15 protein-coding genes, 1 tRNA gene and 1 pseudogene are annotated in these 21,944 nt (G+C 64.1%); 7 read left to right on the top strand and 10 right to left on the bottom strand.

Going from position 1 to position 21,944, the window contains the following annotated elements:
- The 3 genes and pseudogenes from H3Z74_RS12370 to H3Z74_RS12360 all read right to left on the bottom strand — a co-directional run bounded on the left by H3Z74_RS12370 (position 1) and on the right by H3Z74_RS12360 (position 4,193).
- Positions 1-816: a GDSL-type esterase/lipase family protein gene (locus H3Z74_RS12370; RefSeq protein ID WP_187759971.1), complete on the bottom strand. Its 816-nt coding sequence runs from the start codon at positions 814-816 to the stop codon at positions 1-3.
- On the bottom strand, positions 813-1,775 hold the full coding sequence (locus tag H3Z74_RS12365) for an alpha/beta hydrolase (RefSeq protein ID WP_187759970.1): 963 nt from the start codon (positions 1,773-1,775) through the stop codon (positions 813-815). Before H3Z74_RS12365 ends, H3Z74_RS12370 begins: the two co-directional genes overlap by 4 nt.
- A pseudogene (locus tag H3Z74_RS12360) lies at positions 1,772-4,193 on the bottom strand (glycoside hydrolase family 3 protein). Before H3Z74_RS12360 ends, H3Z74_RS12365 begins: the two are co-directional and overlap by 4 nt.
- Positions 4,194-4,317: 124 nt before the next feature.
- On the opposite strand from H3Z74_RS12360, the gene H3Z74_RS12355 reads away from it, so the two are divergent.
- Complete coding sequence (locus tag H3Z74_RS12355) at positions 4,318-5,403, top strand: LacI family DNA-binding transcriptional regulator (RefSeq protein ID WP_187759969.1); 1,086 nt, start codon at positions 4,318-4,320, stop codon at positions 5,401-5,403.
- Here H3Z74_RS12355 and H3Z74_RS12350 read toward each other — a convergent pair whose 3' ends face one another.
- The 5 genes from H3Z74_RS12350 to H3Z74_RS12330 are packed head-to-tail and all read right to left on the bottom strand — an operon-like array spanning position 5,404 to position 10,460.
- A complete protein-coding gene (locus H3Z74_RS12350) occupies positions 5,404-6,234 on the bottom strand; it encodes an aldose 1-epimerase (RefSeq protein WP_187759968.1) in 831 nt (276 codons plus the stop codon).
- Complete coding sequence (locus H3Z74_RS12345; protein ID WP_187759967.1) at positions 6,231-7,634, bottom strand: sugar porter family MFS transporter; 1,404 nt, start codon at positions 7,632-7,634, stop codon at positions 6,231-6,233. Before H3Z74_RS12345 ends, H3Z74_RS12350 begins: the two co-directional genes overlap by 4 nt.
- 38 nt (positions 7,635-7,672) lie before the next feature.
- Complete coding sequence (locus H3Z74_RS12340; protein WP_187759966.1) at positions 7,673-8,533, bottom strand: SMP-30/gluconolactonase/LRE family protein; 861 nt, start codon at positions 8,531-8,533, stop codon at positions 7,673-7,675.
- Positions 8,533-9,318 (bottom strand): SDR family NAD(P)-dependent oxidoreductase, encoded by a 786-nt coding sequence (locus H3Z74_RS12335; RefSeq protein ID WP_187759965.1) that lies wholly within the window; start codon positions 9,316-9,318, stop codon positions 8,533-8,535. The genes H3Z74_RS12340 and H3Z74_RS12335 overlap by 1 nt, the downstream gene beginning before the upstream one ends.
- A gap of 17 nt (positions 9,319-9,335) precedes the next feature.
- Positions 9,336-10,460: a fumarylacetoacetate hydrolase family protein gene (locus H3Z74_RS12330; RefSeq protein WP_390901752.1), complete on the bottom strand. Its 1,125-nt coding sequence runs from the start codon at positions 10,458-10,460 to the stop codon at positions 9,336-9,338.
- Positions 10,461-10,587: 127 nt separating this feature from the next.
- Here H3Z74_RS12330 and H3Z74_RS12325 point away from each other — a divergent pair, with 127 nt between their 5' ends.
- From H3Z74_RS12325 to H3Z74_RS12305, 5 genes are all read left to right on the top strand, one after another.
- Complete coding sequence (locus H3Z74_RS12325) at positions 10,588-12,804, top strand: WD40/YVTN/BNR-like repeat-containing protein (RefSeq protein ID WP_229726541.1); 2,217 nt, start codon at positions 10,588-10,590, stop codon at positions 12,802-12,804.
- Positions 12,804-14,414 carry a DUF5597 domain-containing protein gene (locus tag H3Z74_RS12320; protein WP_187759964.1) on the top strand — a complete coding sequence of 537 codons (1,611 nt, stop codon included), beginning with the start codon at positions 12,804-12,806 and terminating at the stop codon, positions 14,412-14,414. The genes H3Z74_RS12325 and H3Z74_RS12320 overlap by 1 nt, the downstream gene beginning before the upstream one ends.
- A gap of 31 nt (positions 14,415-14,445) precedes the next feature.
- Positions 14,446-17,310: a TIM-barrel domain-containing protein gene (locus H3Z74_RS12315; protein WP_187759963.1), complete on the top strand. Its 2,865-nt coding sequence runs from the start codon at positions 14,446-14,448 to the stop codon at positions 17,308-17,310.
- Positions 17,311-17,357: 47 nt separating this feature from the next.
- Positions 17,358-18,998, top strand: a complete 1,641-nt coding sequence (locus H3Z74_RS12310; protein WP_229726540.1) for an alpha-L-fucosidase — start codon at positions 17,358-17,360, stop codon at positions 18,996-18,998.
- A gap of 353 nt (positions 18,999-19,351) precedes the next feature.
- Positions 19,352-19,436, top strand: a tRNA-Leu gene (locus tag H3Z74_RS12305).
- A gap of 100 nt (positions 19,437-19,536) precedes the next feature.
- Here H3Z74_RS12305 and H3Z74_RS12300 read toward each other — a convergent pair.
- Positions 19,537-20,535, bottom strand: coding sequence for a zinc-dependent alcohol dehydrogenase family protein (locus tag H3Z74_RS12300; RefSeq protein ID WP_187759961.1), 999 nt, complete (start codon positions 20,533-20,535; stop codon positions 19,537-19,539).
- An 86-nt stretch (positions 20,536-20,621) separates the two neighbouring features.
- Between H3Z74_RS12300 and H3Z74_RS12295 the strand changes: the two genes are divergently transcribed.
- Positions 20,622-20,981: a winged helix-turn-helix transcriptional regulator gene (locus tag H3Z74_RS12295; protein ID WP_187759960.1), complete on the top strand. Its 360-nt coding sequence runs from the start codon at positions 20,622-20,624 to the stop codon at positions 20,979-20,981.
- 30 nt (positions 20,982-21,011) lie between these two features.
- On the opposite strand, the gene H3Z74_RS12290 is transcribed toward H3Z74_RS12295, so the two are convergent.
- Entirely contained in the window at positions 21,012-21,875 is an 864-nt protein-coding gene (locus H3Z74_RS12290; RefSeq protein WP_187759959.1) for a LysR family transcriptional regulator, read from the bottom strand.
- Positions 21,876-21,944: the final 69 nt, after the last annotated feature.

Here is a 21,944-nt window from a genome sequence, read left to right as displayed (position 1 = left end):
TCATTTCCCCCTGTGGTGGTCGCGCCGCGGCGCTGAAGATCGAAGCGCGCTGGTGATCGCGGCTGCGGCGACCGGCGCCATCCGCGTATACCCCATGGAGTTGGGATGCAGGCCATCACCGGTGCACTCCGCGCACAGCAGTCCGCGCTTGTCCGCCAGCGGCGCGGCGTAATCCGCGTAGACATAGCCACGGTGGCGGGCGAGGTCGCGCAGAGCGACGTTGATCGCGCGGAGCGTTTCCGGCGGGCGCTCCTTCACGACGTGACGCGCATTGTCGGTGTAATCATTGACCGGCAGGATCGACGACAAAATGATGCGGATACCGCGCGCATCGGCGATGTCCGCCATCGCGGTGATGTTGGCGAGGATCGTCGCGGGCGTTTCGACCTGGAGGAATCCCGATACGTCGTTGGTGCCGGCGAGGATGATCACCGCGGAAGGTTTGAGCGCGACGACATCGGTCTCAAACCGGACCAGCATTTGCGCGGTCACCTGCGCGCCGATGCCGCGATTGATATAGGGCTTGCCGGGGAATGCCGACGACAGATTCCACATGTCAGTGATCGAATCGCCGAGGAAAACCACGCGATGCTCACCTCGTGTCGGGGGCGGCAACGCGGCGTTGGCAGGAGCGTAGATATAACGCTCGCCGAAATCCCGCATCAGTGCCGGTACTAACTTCGCCCGAAACGGTCCGCCCCAAGGTCCCCAGTCCCGCGTTTCGACGACGGCAAGGCGCGCGGGGCTGCTCTGATAAGGTGGCGCATCCGCCGCGATCAGCGTGGCGGTAAGCAGGAACAGTGCCGCGCGCTTCATGCCGGAAACACGCCGCTGCGTTTGGCATAGGCCGTAAACAGGGATGGCCAGGCCGAAGCTGGAACCGTTTTGGGAAGCCGCGCGCCGAAACCATGCCCGCCCTGGTCGAAAGCGTGCAGTTCGGCGGGGCGCTTTGCATCGAGCATCGCCTGATAGAGCGCGATGCTGTTGGCAATGGGAACGAGCCCGTCGTCGCTGGCATGAGTCAGAAAGATCGGCGGCGTATCCGCGGTGACGCGCGTTTCGACCGAGGCGGCCTGGAGCGTCGCAGCGCTCTGCGCTGGGCCGAACAGCATGTCGCGGCTACCGCCATGGGTGAAGGGCGCCGCCAGACTCACCACGGGATAGATCAGCCCGGCCAGATCGGGCCGCGCCGAAAAATGGTCGGCGCCGTCGACCGGCGCATATGCCGTTTCCGCATGGCGCGTCGCGAGGCTCCCGGCGAGATGTCCACCGGCCGAAAAGCCGAGTACCGAGATGCGTTTCGGGTCGACTCCATAGCTGCCCGCATGGGCGCGGATCAGCCGCAAGCCGCGCTGCGCATCGGCCAATGGTACGGTCGCACGATCCGCCCAACCCTCGCCGGGCAGGCGATAAGTGAGGATGAAGCAGGTGATTCCTAGCGCGGTCAGCCAGCGGGCCTGCTCCTCGCCTTCATTATCCCAGGCGAGAAAGGCATAGCCGCCGCCGGGAATAAGCATGACCGCGCTGCCGTTAGGCGTTGCCGGGCGGCGGACGGTCAGCATCGGTCGATCGACGCCGGTGATCCAGCGATCGTTGAAGTCCGCCTTGGTGGAACGCTGTTCGATCTTGCGGATCGGGAGCTTCGCGGGCGCCCCGGGGGCGGTGCCGGGCCATAGCGCGATCGTCTCGTCGGGCTTGCCCTGCGCAAATAGCGGGGCGGCAAGCGCTGCCGTGGCCAGCCCGGTGATCACCGTGCGTCGCGTGGGGCCGCTCATTTTGGGCACACCGCGCCGGCGGGATCGGTCGCGAGCCGAAGGTCCGAGATTGCGATCGAAAACGGCGCGGTCGCTGTCAGCGCCATTGGCTCGGTCACTGCGGCCATGTTCGCACCCTTGTCGCGGAAGCATTTGAGCGGCACGCGCAGCACCTGCCACCCGCTCGTGGCAGAGATGATGGGGCCGATATCAACCTTGCCGCCGCCGAGCGACAGCATGGCGGGCCCGGCCGGCGCCTTTATCGTGCGGTACGTGATCTGCAGGTTGAGATCGCCATTGACCTCACGGACCAGCGCCAGTTCCGGGCCGGTGATCCGTGCCGTGCCGGCCTGTGTCCAGGTGAATTGCACCGCACCTTCCTGCGTGGTCGCACTGTCGGCCGCGCTACGCTGGACACCTGCATCGATTGCCAGTGAGAACGGTGCGGGCACCTTGCCACGCGTGAAGAACAGGCTGGTATTGGCAAGGCTTGCATCGACACCCGCCACCTCGCTCAGCGCGGGGACACTGCCCCCCCTTGGCGTAGCTGAGGCCATGGCCGAACGCGAACAGGGGATCATAGCCGGGGGTGCCCTTGTTAAGCGTGAACTGCCCTGCGGTTTTGGGCCAGCTATAGGATAGCCGCCCGGTGAAATCGCGCTTGCCGCCAATCAGCACATCGGCGATCCCGGCGCCTTCCGAACCCGGGAACCAGGCCGCGACAAACGCATCCGACTGGTTCATTTCCGGATTCACCCAGAGCGGACGGCCGGACAGGAAGACGGAGACGGTCGGCACGCCCGCCGCCTTCAGTTTTTTGAGCAGCGCCAGCGCCTGCTTGTCGCCCGCCTCGAATTCCAGCGTGCGGACGTCGCCGCGCATTTCGGCATAGGGCAGTTCGCCGAACACCACGATCGCAACATCGGGTTTGGCCGTGAAGCTGCCATCGGGTGAGAGTGTCGCGGTGCCGCCGCCCGCCTTCGCCGCCTCGGCGATGCCGGCGTAAATCGAGGTGGCACCCGGGAAGTCGGCATTGGTGTTGCCGTCGCCCTGCCATGACAGCGTCCATCCGCCGGACTGGCGGCCGATATCGTCAGCGGCGTCGCCCGCGACCAGGATGTTAGCGCTCGCCTTGATCGGCAGCACGCCTCTGTTCTTCAGGAGTACGAGGCTTTTCGCCACGGCATCGCGCGCAACCGCACGGTGCGTGGCAGATCCGATCGTATCGCTCTTCGCCTCCCAAGGTCGTGCCGGATCGAACAGTCCGAGCTTCATCTTGACCCGCAGGATGCGGCGCACCGCATCATCGATGCGCGCCATCGGAATCGTCCCCGCCTTCGCCGCAGCGAGGGTCGTTTCGTACATGCCCTTCCAGCTATCGGGCGCCATCGCCATGTCGAGCCCAGCGTTGAAGGTAGCAGGGCAGTCGGTATTGGTGCAACCGGGCACCTGGCCATGGCCGTTCCAGTCGCCGACGACGAAGCCGTCAAAGCCCATCCGGCCCTTCAGCACATCGGTCAACAGGCTCTTGTTGCCGTGCATCTTGATGCCGTTCCAGCTCGAGAAGCTGGCCATTACCGTCATCGTGCCATGGTTGATCGCGTCGGGATAACCCGCCGCGTGGATGCGGATCAGCGTCGCTTCGTCCACCTGCGTGTCGCCCTGATCGATGCCGTCCGCGGTGCCGCCATCACCCAGGAAATGCTTGGCGGATGCGGCGACACGACCGCGCTGGATGCCGCCCTTGCCTGGCAGGCCCTGCAAGCCATCGATCATTGCTCCGGCATAGGAGGCGACGATGGCGGGATCTTCCGAATAGCCTTCATAGGTTCGGCCCCAGCGATCGTCCTGCGGGACAGCGAGTGTCGGGCCGAACGCCCAGTCGATCCCGGCGGCAGCGGTTTCCTCCGCGGTTACCGCGCCGATGCGGCGGATCAGGGCGGGGTCGCGCGCCGCGCCGAGCGCGATATTGTGAGGGAAAATCGTAGCGCCGACGATGTTGTTGTTACCATGGACCGCGTCCACCCCGAACATCAGCGGAATGGTGACATGGCCGGGACGCTGCTCCATCGCGACCGCATTGAACGCGCGGCTCGTCGCGATCCAGGGTGCAGCAGGGGAGCGGTCCGGGCTGCCGATCGGCGGTGAACTGCCGCCCGCGAGGATCGAGCCGAGCGGATAGCGACGCAAATCCTCGGGCGTAATGGCACCGATGTCTGCCTGGATCATTTGGCCGACCTTTTCCTCGATCGACATCCGCACCATCAGTGCGGTGACCTTCGCCTCGGTCGCGGCATCGATCAGGCCTTGGCTCTTGGCCTTCGGCCAGAGTGCGGGATGTGCCTCACCGGCAACGGTCTGGGTCGACTCCTGCGCGGTCGCCGCAATCGCCGTGCCGCACAGCGCGGCTCCCAGCATGGCCCGGTACGCTCGTCCCATCTTCACTCTCCCACGTGCTTTTCAGGCAGCATAACCGATTGCTATGCTAGCGCTACCATAAATTGCTAGGCGACCGCTTTAAGACAGGCTGTGCAACACGCTAACACCTGCTAAATGCGTGCCAATGGTCACGAACCCCCGCAAGCCTCGCGCCGGCTCAGGCCGCCAGAGCGGCGCACCGACGATCGCCGATGTCGCGGCGCTCGCCGGCGTTTCGACAATGACGGTCAGCCGCGTGATCAACGCCGAGAGTAATGTCCGCGCGTCGACGCGGGAGGCTGTGAATGCCGCGATCGGCCAGTTGAACTATGCGCCCAATCGCGCGGCGCGTAGCCTGGCCGGTGCGTCGCAACTGCGGCTCGGGCTGCTCTATTCCAACCCAAGCGCCGCCTATCTCAGCGAATTCCTCGTCGGCAGTCTCGATCAGGCTGGGCGATCGGACATTCAGCTCATTGTCGAGAAATGCGAGCTTGGCGATCATGAGCGCCGGGTGGTCGAGCGGATGATCGGAAGCGGCATCGACGGCGTGATCCTGCCCCCGCCATTGTGTGATTCACGCAGCGTGCTCGACGTGCTGATCGCGGCCCGAGTGCCAACCGTCGTCGTTGCGACCGGTTGCCCGCCACCCGAATGCGCCGCGATTTCGATCGATGACCGCGGTGCCGCGCAAGCAATGACACGCCATCTGATCGAACTCGGCCATGCGCGGATCGGCTTCATTACCGGTAACCCCAACCTGACCGCGAGCGGCGAGCGGCTGGTGGGGTATCGGGCCGCCTTGACGGAAGCGGGCATGCCGTTCGATGAGAATCTGGTGGCCGACGGCCTGTTCACCTATCGCTCCGGGCTCGATGCTGCGGACGAACTGCTCGAGCGCGAGAATCCGCCTTCGGCGATCTTCGCGAGCAACGACGATATGGCGGCGGCAACGGTCGCGGTGGCGCATCGTCGCGGGCTCGATGTGCCGGGTGACCTGACTGTTTGCGGCTTCGACGACAGTGCGCTCGCGACGACGATCTGGCCCGAACTGACGACGATCCATCAGCCAATTGCGGACATGTCGCGTGCCGCGGTCGAGCTGCTCGCGGCCATGCTGCGCGCCAAGCGGGGCGGTGGCGAGGTGCGCCATGTGACGCTCGATTACACGCTGATCCGGCGTCAGTCCGACGCGGCGCCAAGGCGGCGGCCACCAGCCAGGACGCGCGGCTGATTATCCCCGGATCGCCATCGTGATCTCGCGGCGCGCGCCGGGGATGAGAATATCCGCTGCGCCGCGATTGACCGCATCGGGCATCGCGCTCACCGGCTCTGCACAGAAATAGTCTTCCCCCGGCGGTAGATAGAGATGCAGCATCGGCGTGCCTGTAGCCGACAGCGTGATGACCCCGTCGTCGCGCGCGATCGTCGCGCTTCCCGCCCAGCCGGTATAGCAATTGTCGATCAGGTCGCTGCGTATGACCGTCACTCCGACCGACCAGTCTCCGAACGCTGCCGGTTCGACGTGTTCGGTTGGCAGCAGGTCATCGTCGATCCGCCACACGCCTTTCGCCGTGAAAGCGAGCGTGCGAACACCATCACGAGTGAAATAGGGATGGAAGCCAAGGCTGACCGGCATCGCCCGATCATCGTCACTGGTGATAGCCAGCGCGACGTGCAGCCCGCCATCGTCGAGTACGAACCGTTGCGTCGCTCGGTAGCGCCAGGGCCAGGCGGCATCGCCATGGTGCTGATGGACGAGCGTGGCGCTCGTCGCATCCATCGTTTCGACCGACCAGCCTGTCAGCCAGCCCACACCGTGTAGTGGGTGCGTCTGGCTGACATGGTTGCGCGGCAACCGATAGACTTGGCCATCGAACGCGAACGCGCCGTCGGCGATCCGGTTGGCATAGGGAACGAGCGGGAAGCTGGCGAAGGCGAGCGGACCTGTCGCACCTGCGGGTGTCGGGCGCAACACGTCAACCCCTCGCCGGGTGAGCGAGGCGATCGCGCCGCCTATCTCTGGATCAAGTGTCGCGGCCCAGTCGCCGGCGGCGATTCTCATCCCTCCATGTCTTCCAACTCGCGTCCACGCGTTTCGCTGACCATCGCCTTCACGAAGAAGAACGATATCGCGGCGGCGACGGCATAGCCGATATAGGTCACCGCCAGCCCCGGCGAGACGACCAGCGACGGGAAGCTGACAGAGATCGCGGCATTGGCGATCCACTGCGCAAAACCCGACACCGCCAGTGCCGAACCGCGAATCTGATTGGGAAACATCTCGCCCAGCATCACCCACATTACCGGGCCCCAGCTGACGTTGAAGAAGATGACGTAAAGGTTGGCGGCGACAAGGGCGATGATGCCTGAATTGCCCGGCAGCGAGACCGCGCCGCTCGCATCGGTGACTGCGGTCGAGAATGCCCAGGCCACCACGGCCAGCGTCACCGCCATGCCGGCCGAACCGATCAACAGCAGCGGTTTGCGTCCGATCTTGTCGATCAGCGCAATGGCAAGCAGGCATGCGCCGATCGAGAGTACGCCCGACAGGATATTGGTCTGGAGCGCGTAATCCTCGGTGAAGCCGACCGCTTCCCACAGCGTGGCGCCATAATAGAAGACAACGTTGATACCGACGAGCTGCTGGAATACGGCAAGGCCGATGCCGACCCACAGGATCGGCCGGATTTTGCCGGTGCCCTTGTCGATCAGGTCGGACAGCTTGGGCCGATGATGGTCGGCGGCGAGGCTTGCGCGAATCTCGGCCACCTTGCGGCGCGCTTCGGTCGCACCGAACAACCGGGCGAGAACGCCTTCCGCCTCCGCATCGCGGCCCTTGACGACCAGGTAGCGCGGACTTTCCGGGATGAAGAACAGGGCGATGAAATAGATCGCGGCTGGAATGACCTGCAGCCAGAACATCCAACGCCAGGCCTCATAACCGCCCCACAGGATCGCGGTCGATCCACCTGCGTAGCGCGCGAGCGCGAAGTTCGCGACGAACGCGCCGGTCAGGCCGGAAATGATCATCACCTGCTGAATGCTGGACAGTCGCCCGCGCACGCTCGCCGGTGTCACTTCGGAAATATAAACGGGGGAGGTAACGCTGGCCGCACCTACGCCGAACCCGCCGATTATCCGCGCGAAGATGAAGATCGCCGAGGATTCCGCCGCGCCCGCCAACAGTGCGGAGAAGATGAACAGCGCCGCCGCCACCATCATCGTATTGCGGCGCCCGATCATGTCGGAGAGCCGGCCCGCGCCGAACGCGCCGATTGACGATCCGACGAGGATCGCACCGACATTGATGCCGACACCGAGCCGGCCAAGGTCGAACGCAGCCTCCAGCCCCTTCTGCGTTCCGTTGATGACGCCCGAATCATAGCCGAACATGAATCCGCCGATCGTCGCGACCGCGACGACCAGCGCAATGAGCGCCTTGTTGACCTGACCTTGTTCCACGCAATGATCCTCTCTGTTCGGACGCCTCTTGCGGGCGCTCAGCTATTGGCTCGTGTGACAGGCATTCCCGGTATCTTGACCGGAAAAGTGAAAACATCGCCGGCAAGCGGCTGCGCGGCGAGGGCATCAGCGCTCAATCCCTGCCGCGCGGTGGTCGCATAGGCGGTGCGCCCGTCGGAGCCGCCCAACGCGACCTTGGTGACGTTGGAGACCGGGAAGATTATCTCATCGGTCATGTGCCCGTCGGTGTCGTAACGCCGCGCCGCGCCGCCGCCATAAAAGGCGATCCACACGCCGCCCTCGGCGTCGCAGATCGCGCCGTCGGGATGGCCCTCGTCACCGGTGAAATGGAGGAAGGTCGCGCCGGCGCCGACATTGCCGACCGCGTCGATCGGGTGGATGCTGACGCGGCGCGCGAGCGTATCGACATGATAGAGCCGGTCGCCCGCCGGCGCGATCGCGGGGCCGTTGGTGATGACGCACGGATCGATCCCGGTGGCGCGCACCGCGCCGCCATCGAGCAGGAAGACGCGACCGCTCGCCATGGCCTCGTCATTGTCCATCGTGCCGAAATAGAGGCGGCCCGAGGGATGGATCGCAGCATCGTTGAGGCGGTTGGCGGGCAGATCGGGATCGATCTCAGCAATCCGGGTGAAAATCCCGCTCTCGGGCGAGAAGCGGTGCGGGCCGGACTGCAGCCCTGCGATCAGATCGCCCTTGGTGGCGGGGAGGATCCAGCCGATGAATTCGGGCGCGTCCCATTGGTCGAGCGCACCGGTGATCGGCACCTGGCGATAGATGCGCCGCCCCTTGATATCGACGAACCACAATGCCCCGTCGATCCATACCGGGCCTTCGCCAAGTTCGGCACCGACCGAAAGCAGGTGTGTTGCTTGCATCACCGCCACCCGGCGTCGACGAAATAATCGTGGCCGGTGCACATCCGCGCATCGTCCGAGGCGAGAAACAGGGCGAGCGCCGCCACGTCGGCGGGCTGGATGCGTCCGTCCAGACACTGCGCCGCGACGATCTCCGCCTCACCTGCGGGCGTGTACCATTGTTCCTGTCGCGGTGTTTGTACATTGCCCGGTACGATCGTGTTCACCCGGATGTTACTCCTGCCCAAGTCCCGGGCGAGTGCGCGGGTCAGCCCCTCGATCGCCGCCTTGGAGGTTTGATAAAGGACGAGATCGGGCAGCGCGAGGTGCCAGCTGATCGATCCGAAATTGACGATCGCACCACCGCCGGCGCGCTTCATCGCCGGGATCACTGCCTTGGCGGCAAAGAAATGATGGCGCAAATTGACGTTGAGGCGTTCCTCCCAGATTGCGGGCGTCACATCGTCGATGGTGTGGCGGTCATCGTTGGCGGCGTTGTTGATCAGGATATCGACCCCGCCGAGCGCGTCCTCCAGCGTCGCCATCACCGTCGCGACCTGGTCGAGGTCGGTGAGGTCGCAGCGGTAATAGACGGGGGGGTGAACGGCGTTGCTCGAAAGGCGCGTGGCCAGTGTTTCGGCTTCGCCGTCGGCGATATCGACGAACGCGACGTGTGCACCCTGCGCGACGAATGCCTCAACCAGCCCCGCACCGATCCCGGACGCGCCGCCGGTGATGATCACGCGCTTGTCCCGCAGGGTCGGGTACACCGCGCGGGAATCGGTCAGTGTCGTTTGCTGCAACATGTTGGTCTCCGTCGGCATCACGCCGAGAGCAGCCCGCGGGCCGCCAGATTATGCATCAGGTCGCCGATGCCGAACCGCCAGGCGGGCGCATCGCGCGACGTAGTGACGGTGTTGACGAGCGTTCCGAGTTGCGCACTCGAGATCGTCACCACGTCGCCGGGTTTGTGGGTAAAGCCGCGGCCTGGTTCGTCGCGGTCCTGCGTTGGCGCGAAGAGCGTTCCGCAAAACAGCACGAATCCGTCGGGATAGTGATGTTCGCTCATCGCCTGGGCAAGCAGCTCCTCCGGATCGCGGCTGATCTCTCGCATCGTACTCGCGCCTTCGAGGACATAGCCGTCGGTGCCGCGGATCGTTAGCGAAACATCGGCGGAGCGCACATCGTTCATGGTGAAATCGTCACCGAACAGCCGGATCAGTGGGCCGAGCGAACAGGAAGCATTATTGTCCTTTGCCTTGCCGAGCAGCAGTGCCGAACGCCCCTCGAAATCGCGCAGATTGACATCGTTGCCGAGCGTCGCGCCAACCGCGCGGCCGCTCGCATTGGCGACCAGCACCACCTCGGGCTCCGGATTGTTCCAGGTCGAATCCGACCGCACCCCGATCGGTGCGTTCAGCCCGACCGTCGACAGCACCGGTGATTTGGTGAATATTTCCGCATCCGGGCCGATCGCGACTTCCAGATATTGCGACCACATGCCGTCGGCGATCAGCGCCTCTTTGAGCGTCGCGGCCTCGGGAGATCCCGGCACCACCGCGCGGATGCTGCCGCCCAGTGCAGATTCGAGGCGGCCGCGCACGTCGGCGGCGCGCCTATGATCGCCGCGCGCGCTCTCCTCGATCACGCGTTCGAGCGCGGACACTGCAAAGGTGACTCCGGCCGCTTTGACGCATTGAAGATCGATGGGACTGAGCAGATGGGAACAGTCGATCGTGTCGAGGTCACCGATCGCTTCGCCCCCGTCGAACGCGTTCGCTTCGAGCAATGCGGAGACGGTAGGGGCGACACGCGACATGTCGAAGACCGCGCCGTCGCGGACCATGATCGGCAAGGGGCCGTCCCCGATATTGATTCGCCCGACGAAACGGGCCGCGCGCCAGTCGCGCGGCAATGCCTCGGCGAGTGGCAAGTGTTCTGTCGACACGTGATCCCCTCCGTTGTGTTAGCGGTATCGTCTATGCCATAGGGGATCGTCAAGGGACGTGTCGAATAGCGATGCGCCGAGAGATACAGAGGGGAGGCGCAAGAGGGTGAAGCACCGAATCGGGAGCATGATCGCGATCGCCGTACTCCTTTGCGGGAGCGGTCCCGTCGTCGCCAAAGAAAATGTCGCTACCCCTTATCGCTGGACCAACGTCGCGGTGGGGGGGGGTGGTTACGCCCCCAACATCATCTTCAGCCAGGCCGAACGCGGTCTCGCCTATCTTCGCACCGACATGGGCGGCGCTTATCGCTGGGACGCGACCGCCGGGCGCTGGATGCCGCTGCAGGATGGCAATGCGGTGCCGAGTTATATGGGTGTCGAGAGTATCGCGACCGACCCGCGCGATGCGAATATCGTCTATCTCGCCGCAGGGATGAGTGCGCGCCAGCCTGCCGCAATTTTGCGCTCGGCTGATCGCGGGGCAACATGGCGCGCGACGACGGTGCCGTTCGCGATGGGCGGCAACGAACCAGGCCGTGGCCTTGGCGAACGACTCACGATCGATCCCAACCGGACATCCACACTGTTCTTCGGCTCGCGCCATGACGGCCTGTGGCGCAGCGATGATTCGGGCGCGACCTGGATGAAGGTGACGGGTTTCCCGGTCGCGGGACTGGGGCAGCCGGCCGAGAAGCAGACGCATGGCGGCATCGCGTTCGTCGTTGTCGACCCGATCAGCGGCGAGGCGGGCCAGGGCTCGAAGCGGATCTGGGCGGGGCTGGCCGATCCCGCCGCGGAGCATCTCTTTCGCTCCGACGATGGCGGCAGGAACTGGGCCGCGGTGAAGGGACCGGCAGCCGATCTGCTGGCCACCAAGGGGGTGATCGGCGCCGACGGCACGCTCTATGTCGGTTATTCGAGTGGAATCGGCCCCAGTGATGCCAAGACCGGCGCGGTTTGGCGTTTCGCCGCTGACGGGGCTGCGCGCGATATCACCCCGGGCGATTACGGGATGGGCGGCTTCCTTGGTCTCGCTGTTTCCCGCAGCACGCCGGGTACGGTCGCCGTTTCGACGATCGATCGCTGGAATCCCGGGGACACGGTGTGGATATCGCACGATGGTGGTAAGGCGTGGGACGATGTCGGCAAGCGCAGCCGCCGCGATGTGGCAGCGACGCCCTATCTGCTGCACGAGGGTAAAGGCGCCGACTTCGGGCACTGGATTTCCGGATTGGCGATTGATCCGTTCGATGCGAGTCATGTCGCCTATACCACCGGAGCGACCGTCTATGTGGCGGATGCGCTGAAACCGACTGGCCCGATCGTGTGGAAACCATGGGTGAAAGGGGTCGAGCAGACCGCGATCATTACACTCGCCTCGCCGACCGGTGGTGCGTCGCTGATCTCAGGCTTCGGCGACCTTGCCGGCTTCGTCCATACCGATCTCGATCGGTCACCGGCACCGACCTTTATCGACCCCTATCTGTCGAACACCAACAACATCGACTATGCTGGCCGCGCGCCGAACATTGTCGTTCGCAGCGGCAGCCTTTACGCGAATCGCCCGCGCGAGGCGACGCTCGGCTGGTCGGACGATGGCGGGATGACATGGCATCCGCTCAAGGCGCCGGCGATCCGCCCGGCCGACGATCAGCCCGGCAAGCGCTACGATCTTGACGGGGACGCCGCGGTGATCGTCTCGGCCGATGGCGCGACCTTCATCGTCTGCACACCGGTTCCGCTCGTCACGCGCGACCGCGGTCGGAGCTGGGGATTGGCGCACGGGTTGAGGCTCAATGCTCGGCCGGTTGCCGACAAGGTCGATGCGCAGCGCTTCTATTCGGTCGATTTCGATCACGACGGGCTGCTTGTCTCGACCGACGGTGCGAAGAGCTTCGCTCCGGTCGCCGCTGCCGGGCTGCCGCCGCAACTCTGGCCCGGCAAGGTCTATTGGCGCGAACAGCAGTATCGCCTGGTGGCGTCGCCATTCGCCGCCGGGGATTTGTGGTTTCATGTCGGTGATGCGCTCTATCACAGCGTGGATGGCGGGCGCAGGTTCGCCCAGGCGAGCGGCAAACTGAAGGTCGAACTGTTCGGGCTCGGCAAGGCCGTGGTGGGTGCATCGGCGCCGGTAATCTTTGCGGTCGGCACGATGGGGACACAGCGCGGCATCTGGCGCTCGGTCGATGGGGGCAAGGACTGGACGCGGATCGATGACGACGCGCATCGCTGGGGCGGGCGCTACCGGGTAGTCTCGGGCGATCCGCGCATTGCGGGCCGCGTCTATCTGGGCACGGACGGGCGGGGGTTGTTCTATGGCGACCCGGCGGGAGGAGAGAAATGATGAAGCTGGTCGCGGCCGCCTTGCTAGCGGCATTACCATGCACGGCTTTAGCACAGCAGGCGACGCCGGTGCCGAAGATCGTCTCGAAGAATGGCCGCCACGCGCTGATCGTGGATGGCGCGCCGTTCACGATCCTCGGCGGGCAGGTCAATAATTCGAGCAACTATGCCGCGCCGCTCGATGCCGCCTGGGCGGTGCTCGACCGGGTTCACGCCAATACGGTCGAGGTGCCGATCGCCTGGCAGCAGGTCGAGCCGGTCGAGGGGCGGTTCGACCTGTCTTTTCTCCAGACGCTGCTCGATGCCGCGCGCAAGCATGACAAGCGCGTCGTACTGCTGTGGTTCGGCACGTGGAAGAATACCTCTTTCGCCTATACGCCTGACTGGGTGAAGCTCGACAACCGCCGCTTCCCGCGCATGAAAACCAAGGACGGCAAGGACCATGGCGTGCTGAGCGCGCATGGTGCGGCCACGCTTGCTGCCGATCGGCGCGCTTTCGTGAAGGTGATGGAATATCTGCGCGATCATGACGCGCAGAACACTGTGATCCTGGTTCAGCCCGAGAACGAAACCGGCAGCTATCGCAACCCGCGTGACTATTCGGCCGCCGCGAATGCGCTGTTCGCCAAGCCGATCCCGGCGGTGCTGGCGGCGCGGACCGGCAAGCGCGGCACCTGGACGGAGGCGTTCGGCGCGCAGGCCGATCGTGCCTTCAACAGTTGGTATGTCGCGTCCTATGTCGACGCGATCGCGGCGGCGGGCAAGGCGATCAAGCCGCTGCCGATGTACGTCAATGCGGCACTGGCCGGTCCCTCGAACGTGCCCGATCCCGATGGCGTGGCGAGTGGTGGGCCACAGCAGGACGTGCTCGACATCTGGAAGGCGGCCGGCCCGAATATCGATTTTGCCGCGCCCGATATTTATGATCGGGCGAGCGCGAATGTCGTTCAGTATCTCGACAAATATGCCCGTCCGGACAACGCGCTGATGGTGCCAGAGATCGGCAATGCGCGCGAATTTCACCGCTTTTTCTATGCCGCGCTGGGGCGTGGCGCGATTGGCTATGCGCCGTTCGGGCTCGATGCGACCGGCTATTTCAACTATCCGCTCGGCGCGAAGGATTTGGACGACGCAACGCTCGAACCGCTTGCGCTGCCTTATGCCGCGATCGGGTCGATCATGCGTGATTGGGCGCGAATTGCCTTCGAGCATCCGACATGGGGAGCGGCGAAGCCCGACGATGGCACGGCTCAGGCGACGGTGATGGGCGACTGGACGATCGCTGCGTCATGGGGCGAGTGGCAGTTCGGCATGAAGGACTGGACCTGGCTCAAATCCGAACCCGCGCCATGGGGCAAGGATCCGATCGGCGGCGTTGCCATCGCCCAGCTTTCGGCCAACGAATTCCTCATTGTCGGCGACCATGTCCGACTCAATTTCGGTACGGCCGATGGCAAGCCGAATGGCCTGGTCGTTCGCGTCGAGGAGGGTGTTTTCCGCGACGGCAAATGGGTCATGGCCCGGATATGGAATGGCGATCAGACCGATTATGGAATCAATCTGCTCGACCGGCCGCAGATATTGAAGGTCACAATGGGGCGTTACCGCTGAGCGGTGCCTGAGAAAGATGAAGGGGATGAACATGAAAAGAGCAATCATCGCGGTGCTCATGCTTGGTAGCGCTATCGGAACGGCGCAAGCGCAGACGTGGCAGAAGACGACGGACGGCGTGGTGGTGACGCCTGCCAACGGTCCGGCGGCGCGTGTCGAGCTCTCTGTCCATGGTGAGGGCATCATTCATATCGTCGCCCTGCCCAGGGGCGTTGAGGGCATCACCCGCACGCCCAGCCTGATGGCGCCCAATCCGCCGGTTACAGGGCCGTTTACTGTCGCCGAGACGAAGGGTCATGTCGTGGTCAAGGCGGCGAAGGCTGTCGCCGATGTCGATCTGACGACCGGGCAGGTCCGCTTCCTCGACGCCGCCGGGCGCGTTCTGCTTGGCGAAAGCGCGGCCCCGGTATTCCGGCCGACGACGATCGAGGGTAAGCCATTCGTCGCCGTCTCGCAGCAGTTCAATCGCGGGACCGATGAGGGGCTTTACGGCCTCGGCCAGCATCAGAATTCGCAGATGGATTATAATGGCGAGGACGTCGAACTCGCCCAGCACAATATGGACATCGCCGTCCCCTTCGTCATCTCGACGAAGAAATACGGCTTGCTGTGGGACAATGACGGGATCAGCCGCTTTGGGAATCCCAAGCCCTATACCCTGGTCGGCGAGGGGATGAGCGTCTCCAGCGGCGGCAAGGCCGGCTGGAAGGCGGAATATTTCCTCGACGGCAAATCCGCCATGACGCGGCAGGAAGCGACGATCGACTATCAGTTCCTGAAGGATCAGGCGAAATGGCCCGAAGCGGCCAAGGCGAAGACGGTCGCAGCGACTGGTGGTCAGAACACTGCCGGCAATGCGGTGCAGAAACAGACCGTGGTGTGGACCGGCGACGTACTGCCGGACGCGACCGGAATCCATAAATTCCAGCTCTACGGCTCGAGCTATTACAAACTCTATGCCGACGGAAAGCTGGTGCTGGATCGTTGGCGGCAGAACTGGAACCCTTGGTACGCCAATTTCGACCTGCCAATGACCAAGGGCAAGCCCGTCGCGATCCGGATCGAATGGGAGCCCAATGCGGGCTATATGGCGCTGCTCCATAGCGATCCGCTGCCCGTGCCCGATCGCCATTCGGTGTGGCTGACCAGCGACGTGGCGCAGGCCAAGAATTACTGGTTCGTCCCGGGCGACAGCATGGATGGCGTGATCGCGGGGTATCGCCAGTTGACCGGCAAGGCGGAGATGATGCCTAAATGGGCCTATGGCTTCTGGCAGTCGCGCCAGCGCTACGACACGTCGAAGGAGATCACCGACGTCGTCGAGAAGTACCGCTCGCTGAACATCCCGCTTGATAATATCGTGCTCGACTGGCGCTACTGGCGCGACGACGATTGGGGCAGCCATCGCTTCGATCCGAAACGCTTTGCGGATCCCAAGGTGCTGATCGACCAGGTCCATGGCGACAATGCCAATTTCATGATCTCGGTCTGGCCGAAATTCTATCCGACCACCGATACCTACAAGGAACTGACCGCCAAGGGGCTCACCTATCAGGGCAATCTGCGCCAGGGGAACACCGACTGGGTCGGGCCGGGGTATAAGAGCACTTTCTACGATCCCTATGCGCCGGAAGGACGTCGCATCTTCTGGAAGCAAGTCGAGGACCGGCTGGCGACATTCGGCGTCGATGCGTGGTGGGCGGATGCGAGCGAGCCCGACATGCATTCGAACCTGTCGATTCCCGAGCGGATCGATACGATGGGGCCGACCGCGATGGGCCCGGCCGCGCAGTTCTTCAACAGCTACCCGTTGATGAACGCGCGCTCCTTTTTCGACGGATGGACCAGCTATAAACCCGATGTGCGGCCGTTCCTGCTGACCCGTTCGGGCTTTGGCGGTTTGCAGCGTTACGGCGCCGCGATCTGGTCGGGCGATGTGGCGAGCCGCTGGTACGATCTGCGTGCGCAGATTTCTGCCGGCGTGAACGCCTCAATGTCGGGCATTCCCAACTGGACCCATGACATTGGCGGCTTCGCGCTCGAGGATCGCTATTCGACCAAGGTCCCGACCGCGGCCAATCTCGACGAATGGCGCGAACTCAATCTGCGCTGGTTCCAGTTCGGCGCCTTCTCCCCGCTGTTCCGCAGCCATGGTGAATTCCCGTATCGCGAGATTTACGAAATCAGCCCCGAAGGTTCACCGATGCGTGCCTCGATGGTCTGGTACGACATGCTGCGCTATCGCTTGATGCCGTATATCTACACGCTCGGCGCCGATACCTATGTGAAGGACGGCAGCATCATGCGCGGCCTGGCGATGGATTTCCCGGCCGATGTGAAGGCACGGCGGATCGACGACCAATATCTGTTTGGCGACGCGTTCCTTGTCGCACCGGTCACCGACTACAAGGCACGCACCCGCAGCGTATATTTCCCCGGCACCGGGAACTGGTACGACTTCTCGACCGGCAAGGCCTATCGCGGGGGTGCGCGCGCCACGGTCGATGCACCGTTCGAACGCATGCCGCTGTTCGTTCGCGCAGGCGCGGTGGTGCCGATCGGGCCGGTGACGCAATATGTCGACGAGAAGCGCGGTGCGCCGCTGACCATCGCGGTCTATGCCGGCGCGAACGGCAGCTTCTCGCTGTACGAAGATGACGGGCGCAGCGAACGATACAAGACTGGCGCGTTCAGTCGTATCCCCATGAGTTATGACGACCGCAGCGGCGTGGTCACGATCGGTGCGCGCGAAGGAGCCGGCTGGACGGGCATGCCCGCGACGCGGACGATCCGCGTGAAGTGGGTCTCGCCAGGCAAACCGGTGAGCGATGACAATGGCTATGATGCCGAGGTGACTTATACCGGCGCTGCGGTCACCGTCAGAAAGCGCGGATGATGCCGGCCGGATGGCATCGGCGCGGTGTGCTCGCCGGCCTCGCTGCGATGCCGGCGATGCCCGCGCTGGCGCGTCGCGGCGTCGTCGCGACGGGGCCGGTCCAGCCGACCTGGCCCTCGCTCGTCGAGCATTATCGCTACCCTGACTGGTTCCGTGATGCGAAGTTCGGGATCTGGTCGCATTGGGGTCCGCAATCGGTGCCGGAGCAGGGCGATTGGTACGGCCGACTGCTCTATATGCAGGGACATCCGATGTACCGGCATCACCTGGAAACGTATGGCCATCCTGCCGACACCGGCATGATGGAGATCCAGAATCGCTGGACCGCCGATCGATGGGACCCCGATGCGCTGATGAAGCGCTTTGTGAAAGCCGGGGCGAAATATTTCGTTTCGCTCGCCTGCCACCACGACAATCTCGATTGTTATGACAGCGCGCATCACGCCTGGAACAGCATGCGCGTCGGGCCGAAGCGTGACGTGGTCGGCATCTGGGCGAAGACCGCGCGGGCGGCCGGGCTCCGCTTCGGTGTCTCGAACCACGCCTCGCATGCCTGGCACTGGTATCAGCCCGCTTATGGTTACGACCCAGAGGGGCCGCGCAAGGGCCAGCGTTACGACGCCTATCGGCTGACGGCGGCGGACGGGCGCGGCAAATGGTGGCAGGGGCTTGATCCGCAGGCGCTCTACACCGGACGCCATATGGTTGCGCCCGACGAGATCGACACGATCGCGGCAATGGACACGTGGCACGCGGCGCATGACGGCCAGTGGATCGAAACCGCGCCGCCGGGCGATGCGCGTTATGCGCGGCAATGGCTGTTGCGACAGACCGATCTGATCGAGAAATATCGCCCCGATTTCTGCTACATGGACAATTACGAATTGCCGTTCGGGCCGATCGGGCTGGCGGCGGCGGCGGATTATTACAACCGCTCCATTCGTTGGCATGGCAAGGTCGATGTCGTCCTGACCGCCAAGCAGTTGAAACCCTATGCGCGGTTCGGGCTCGTGCAGGATGTCGAGCGCGGCTTTTCCGACCGTTTGTGGGAAGAACCATGGCAGACCGACACCTGCATCGGCGACTGGTTCTACAATCGCGCGCGTTTCACCGACCGCAGCTACAAATCGGCCGAGGATGTCGTCCAGCGGCTCGTCGACGTCGTCTCGAAGAACGGCAATCTGCTGCTTTCGATCCCGCAACGCGGCGACGGCACGATCGATGCCGAGGAAGAGCGTATCCTCGACGATCTCGCAAGGTGGATGGCGATCAACGGCAGCGCGATCTTCGGTTCGCGGCCATTCCATGTCTATGGCGAGGGGCCGACGCAACTCGCCGTCGGCATGCAGAATGAGGGCTCGTTCAAGGGCTTCGATACACGCGATGTGCGTTTTACGGTTAAGGGCGGCGCACTGAACATCTTCTTCCTGAAGCCGCCCCGCGGTAAGGTGAAGATCGCGGCGCTGGGCGCCACGCGTTGGCCAGGACGAATCGAGCGTGTGGAACTGCTCGGCGGCGGAGAGGTCACGTATCGGCATGGCGCCGAAGCGCTTGAATTGGATATGACCGCAGGTCCGGATATCGTTCCAGTGGTACGGATTAACGGGCGCGGAATTGAGCCTGCAAGAAATGGCGGGTCAGCGCGAGCGTTGGTGCCTACTGCCTCTCGGGCGCCGCTACCCGTATAATACGAACTTCTCCGTCGATCTTGATGGACGTGCCCAACGAGGCCGAGGCCTTTTGCATATGTCGCGGGATGCCAACTTTGAAAACGCCCGATCGAAGCCAAGATCGATCGGGTGCAGCCGAACTTCCTGCAGCCCGTTCTTTTGTCCGCTGCTTTGTGAGGCAATTCGCTGAGGACCTACGCCGTCGAAAAGCTTGAAGCCTGGGCAGCCTGCGAAGATGCGATTCTATTTCGGATCCAGCCTGAAACCGACATCGAGAAAGAACTGAAGTCAGGGTCTGGAAATTCGCAAGGCGCTCGCCTATAGGCTCTTAAATCGTCGATCAGTGGCCGTTAAAAGCGCCTCGTCGGCATGCGGGCGTGGTGGAATTGGTAGACGCGCCGGACTCAAAATCCGGTTCCGAGAGGAGTGTGGGTTCGATTCCCACCGCCCGCACCATCTTTCTTGGACGCACCTGGTTCATGGTGGCCCCGGCCATCATCCCGGTCCTTCGACAGATCGGCGGCGCCAGCGATTGCCGGCGCCGCCGTCCGGCCGGCTAGGCGATGCGTATCGCGATCTTGCCCTGGTGGCCCGCGCCGCGCAGATGGGCAAAAGCCACATCTGCCTGATCGAACGCAAACACTTCATCGATGACCGGACGAACACCGGACGCGATCGCCGCGCGCAAATCCGCGACGGCCCCGACATAGACGCCGCGCACCGCGACCGCCTTCATCAGGATCGCGCCGGTATTAACCGGGCCGCCAAAGCCGGTCAGCACGCCGACCAGCGCAACCTCGCCGCCATACCGGACGGCGATGAGTGCCTGATCGAGCGTGCCGGGTCCGCCGACATCGAGCACGAAGTCCACGCCCGCGCCACCGGAGATCTCCGCCGCGCGGGTGCCCCACCCAGGCGTGGTGCGATAGTTGATCAACTCGTCCGCCCCCAACGCGCGGGCACGCTCCAGCTTGGCGTCCGAACTGGAGGTGGCAATCACCTGTGCCCCGGCCGCCTTGGCCAATTGCAACGCGAAGGTCGAGACACCGCCGGTCCCTTCGACCAGCACGCTACTGCCCGGCCGGATGCCGCCACCGCCGAACAGGCACGCCCAAGCGGTCACGCCTGCGCAAGGATAGGCCGCCGCCTCCTCGAATGACCACGCATCGGGAAAGGGCACCACGCCGCTGGCGGGAACAGCGATGCGCTCGGCCAGCACGCCATCGACAAAGCCGCCGCCCAGCGCACCGGCCTGTTTCGTGACGCTGAACGCACCATCGATCCAGTTCGGCATGAAGCCGATCGTGACGCGCTCGCCGATCCGCCGGTCCGTGACGCCTTCGCCGATCGCTGAAATGACACCGGCGCCATCTGATAACGGGATCAGGTCAGCCCGCTGCGCGCCGCCATAGCGGCCCTGTCGCACGATCGTGTCGCGGTAGTTGAGGGTCGCCGCCTTGAGATCGACGACCACCTCACCGGGGCCGGGCAGCGGATCGGGTTCCTCGACAAGCAGGAGCGGTCTGTCGGTATCGGTCAGTCGATAGGCACGCATGGGTGATCCTCAGCTGTTGAAGCGAGGCTGGACGTAGTACTGAAGGATCGATAGCGTCAGTACGTACAAAATGAGCATGTACTATCATGAATGATACTACCCCCAACCTGCGCCGCCGCGCCGGCCGGACCGGCTGCGCGGTCGAGGCGACGATGAGCGTGCTGGGCGGCATCTGGAAACCGGTGCTGGTCTTTCACCTTCTCCCGGGACGGGTACGCTTCAACGCCTTGTGTCGGCTGACGCCGAATGCGACGGCGCGCATGATCACGCTGCAACTGCGCGAGCTCGAAGCCGACGGCATCATCCGGCGCATCGTCTATCCCGAAGTGCCGCCCAAGGTGGAATATGAGCTCACCGCGCTGGGCCGGACGCTTGAACCGATCCTGCTCAGCCTGCGCGAATGGGGTGCGGCCTTTCAGGACCGGCATGCGAATACTGCCGCCTGACCCGTAACGCGGCGATGTTGCCGGTGTCGTTCAGTACCGCGCGCAGAGCGCGATCAGCCAGTCGATAAAAGCGGGACGACTTTCGACCGCGCGGTAGACCACGAAATAGCCCATGCCGTCGTCGAGCATATGGGCAAAAGGCTGGATCAATGCGCCGCTCGCGAGCAAAGGTTCGAACAGTGCAGGGGTCAGCAACGCCACGCCTTCGCCCGCGACCGCTGCTTGCGCCAGCAAGTCCTGGGTGGGGTATTCGATCGTGCCGGTCGCCATGTCGACCGGGTCGACGCCGGCACCGCGAAACCAGGCTTCCCAGCCGCGATCGGTAATCAGTGGACCGTGGAGCAGGATGGCGGGGTCCTCGCCACAGTTGATCCGCCGCGCGAGTACGGGTGATAGCATCGGCGTGCGCTTCAGTCTGAGCAGGCATTCCTGCGCCAGCCCTGGCCATCCGCCGATGCCGCTGCGGATCGCGACGTCGCAGAGCCCGGGTTCAACTGTCCGTACCGTCTGTGTCACGTCCAGGCGGATCGGGTTGCCCCCAGGTTGCTGGCGATACTCGGCGAGAAACGGAGTCAGGAAGCTGGCGAATGTCGGGGTGGTGCTGACCAGCAGCGGCCGCTTTACCGGATCGCGCACAGTATCGACTGCGTTCCGGATGCGGACCAGAATATCGGCCATGTCCGACGCCAGCCTGGTGCCGGCTTCGGTCGGGCGCACCTGCGGCCCGTGGCGCACGAACAAGGGCTGGCCGATCTCGCGCTCCAGGTTTCGGATGCGCAGGCTGACTGCGCCCTGAGTGATGCCGAGCTCCTCGGCGGCGCGTGTAAAATTCAAATGCCGGACACAGGCGTCGAGCGCACGCAGCGAGTCCAGCGGCGGAAGTCTGGCGGCCATAGTATATCATTAGCAATACTTATGATAAAAGTCGCTATTGATCGTTATGGGTGAGCCAACGGCCAGGCT

Origin of the sequence: Sphingomonas alpina (assembly GCF_014490665.1) — a bacterium.
Lineage (GTDB): Bacteria > Pseudomonadota > Alphaproteobacteria > Sphingomonadales > Sphingomonadaceae > Sphingomonas > Sphingomonas alpina.
The sequence above is the reverse complement of the archived record's forward strand: the minus strand, read 5'-3'. Positions and strand labels throughout refer to the sequence as shown.

Excerpts from the sequence above, each read along its gene's own strand:
- H3Z74_RS12370 (WP_187759971.1), bottom strand. The coding sequence starts at position 816 with ATGAAGCGCGCGGCACTGTTCCTGCTTACCGCCACGCTGATCGCGGCG.
- H3Z74_RS12365 (WP_187759970.1), bottom strand. The coding sequence starts at position 1,775 with ATGAGCGGCCCCACGCGACGCACGGTGATCACCGGGCTGGCCACGGCA.
- H3Z74_RS12355 (WP_187759969.1), top strand. The coding sequence starts at position 4,318 with ATGGTCACGAACCCCCGCAAGCCTCGCGCCGGCTCAGGCCGCCAGAGC.
- H3Z74_RS12350 (WP_187759968.1), bottom strand. The coding sequence starts at position 6,234 with ATGAGAATCGCCGCCGGCGACTGGGCCGCGACACTTGATCCAGAGATA.
- H3Z74_RS12340 (WP_187759966.1), bottom strand. The coding sequence starts at position 8,533 with ATGCAAGCAACACACCTGCTTTCGGTCGGTGCCGAACTTGGCGAAGGC.
- H3Z74_RS12335 (WP_187759965.1), bottom strand. The coding sequence starts at position 9,318 with ATGTTGCAGCAAACGACACTGACCGATTCCCGCGCGGTGTACCCGACC.
- H3Z74_RS12325 (WP_229726541.1), top strand. The coding sequence starts at position 10,588 with ATGATCGCGATCGCCGTACTCCTTTGCGGGAGCGGTCCCGTCGTCGCC.
- H3Z74_RS12320 (WP_187759964.1), top strand. The coding sequence starts at position 12,804 with ATGAAGCTGGTCGCGGCCGCCTTGCTAGCGGCATTACCATGCACGGCT.
- H3Z74_RS12315 (WP_187759963.1), top strand. The coding sequence starts at position 14,446 with ATGAAAAGAGCAATCATCGCGGTGCTCATGCTTGGTAGCGCTATCGGA.
- H3Z74_RS12310 (WP_229726540.1), top strand. The coding sequence starts at position 17,358 with ATGCCGGCGATGCCCGCGCTGGCGCGTCGCGGCGTCGTCGCGACGGGG.
- H3Z74_RS12300 (WP_187759961.1), bottom strand. The coding sequence starts at position 20,535 with ATGCGTGCCTATCGACTGACCGATACCGACAGACCGCTCCTGCTTGTC.
- H3Z74_RS12295 (WP_187759960.1), top strand. The coding sequence starts at position 20,622 with ATGAATGATACTACCCCCAACCTGCGCCGCCGCGCCGGCCGGACCGGC.
- H3Z74_RS12290 (WP_187759959.1), bottom strand. The coding sequence starts at position 21,875 with ATGGCCGCCAGACTTCCGCCGCTGGACTCGCTGCGTGCGCTCGACGCC.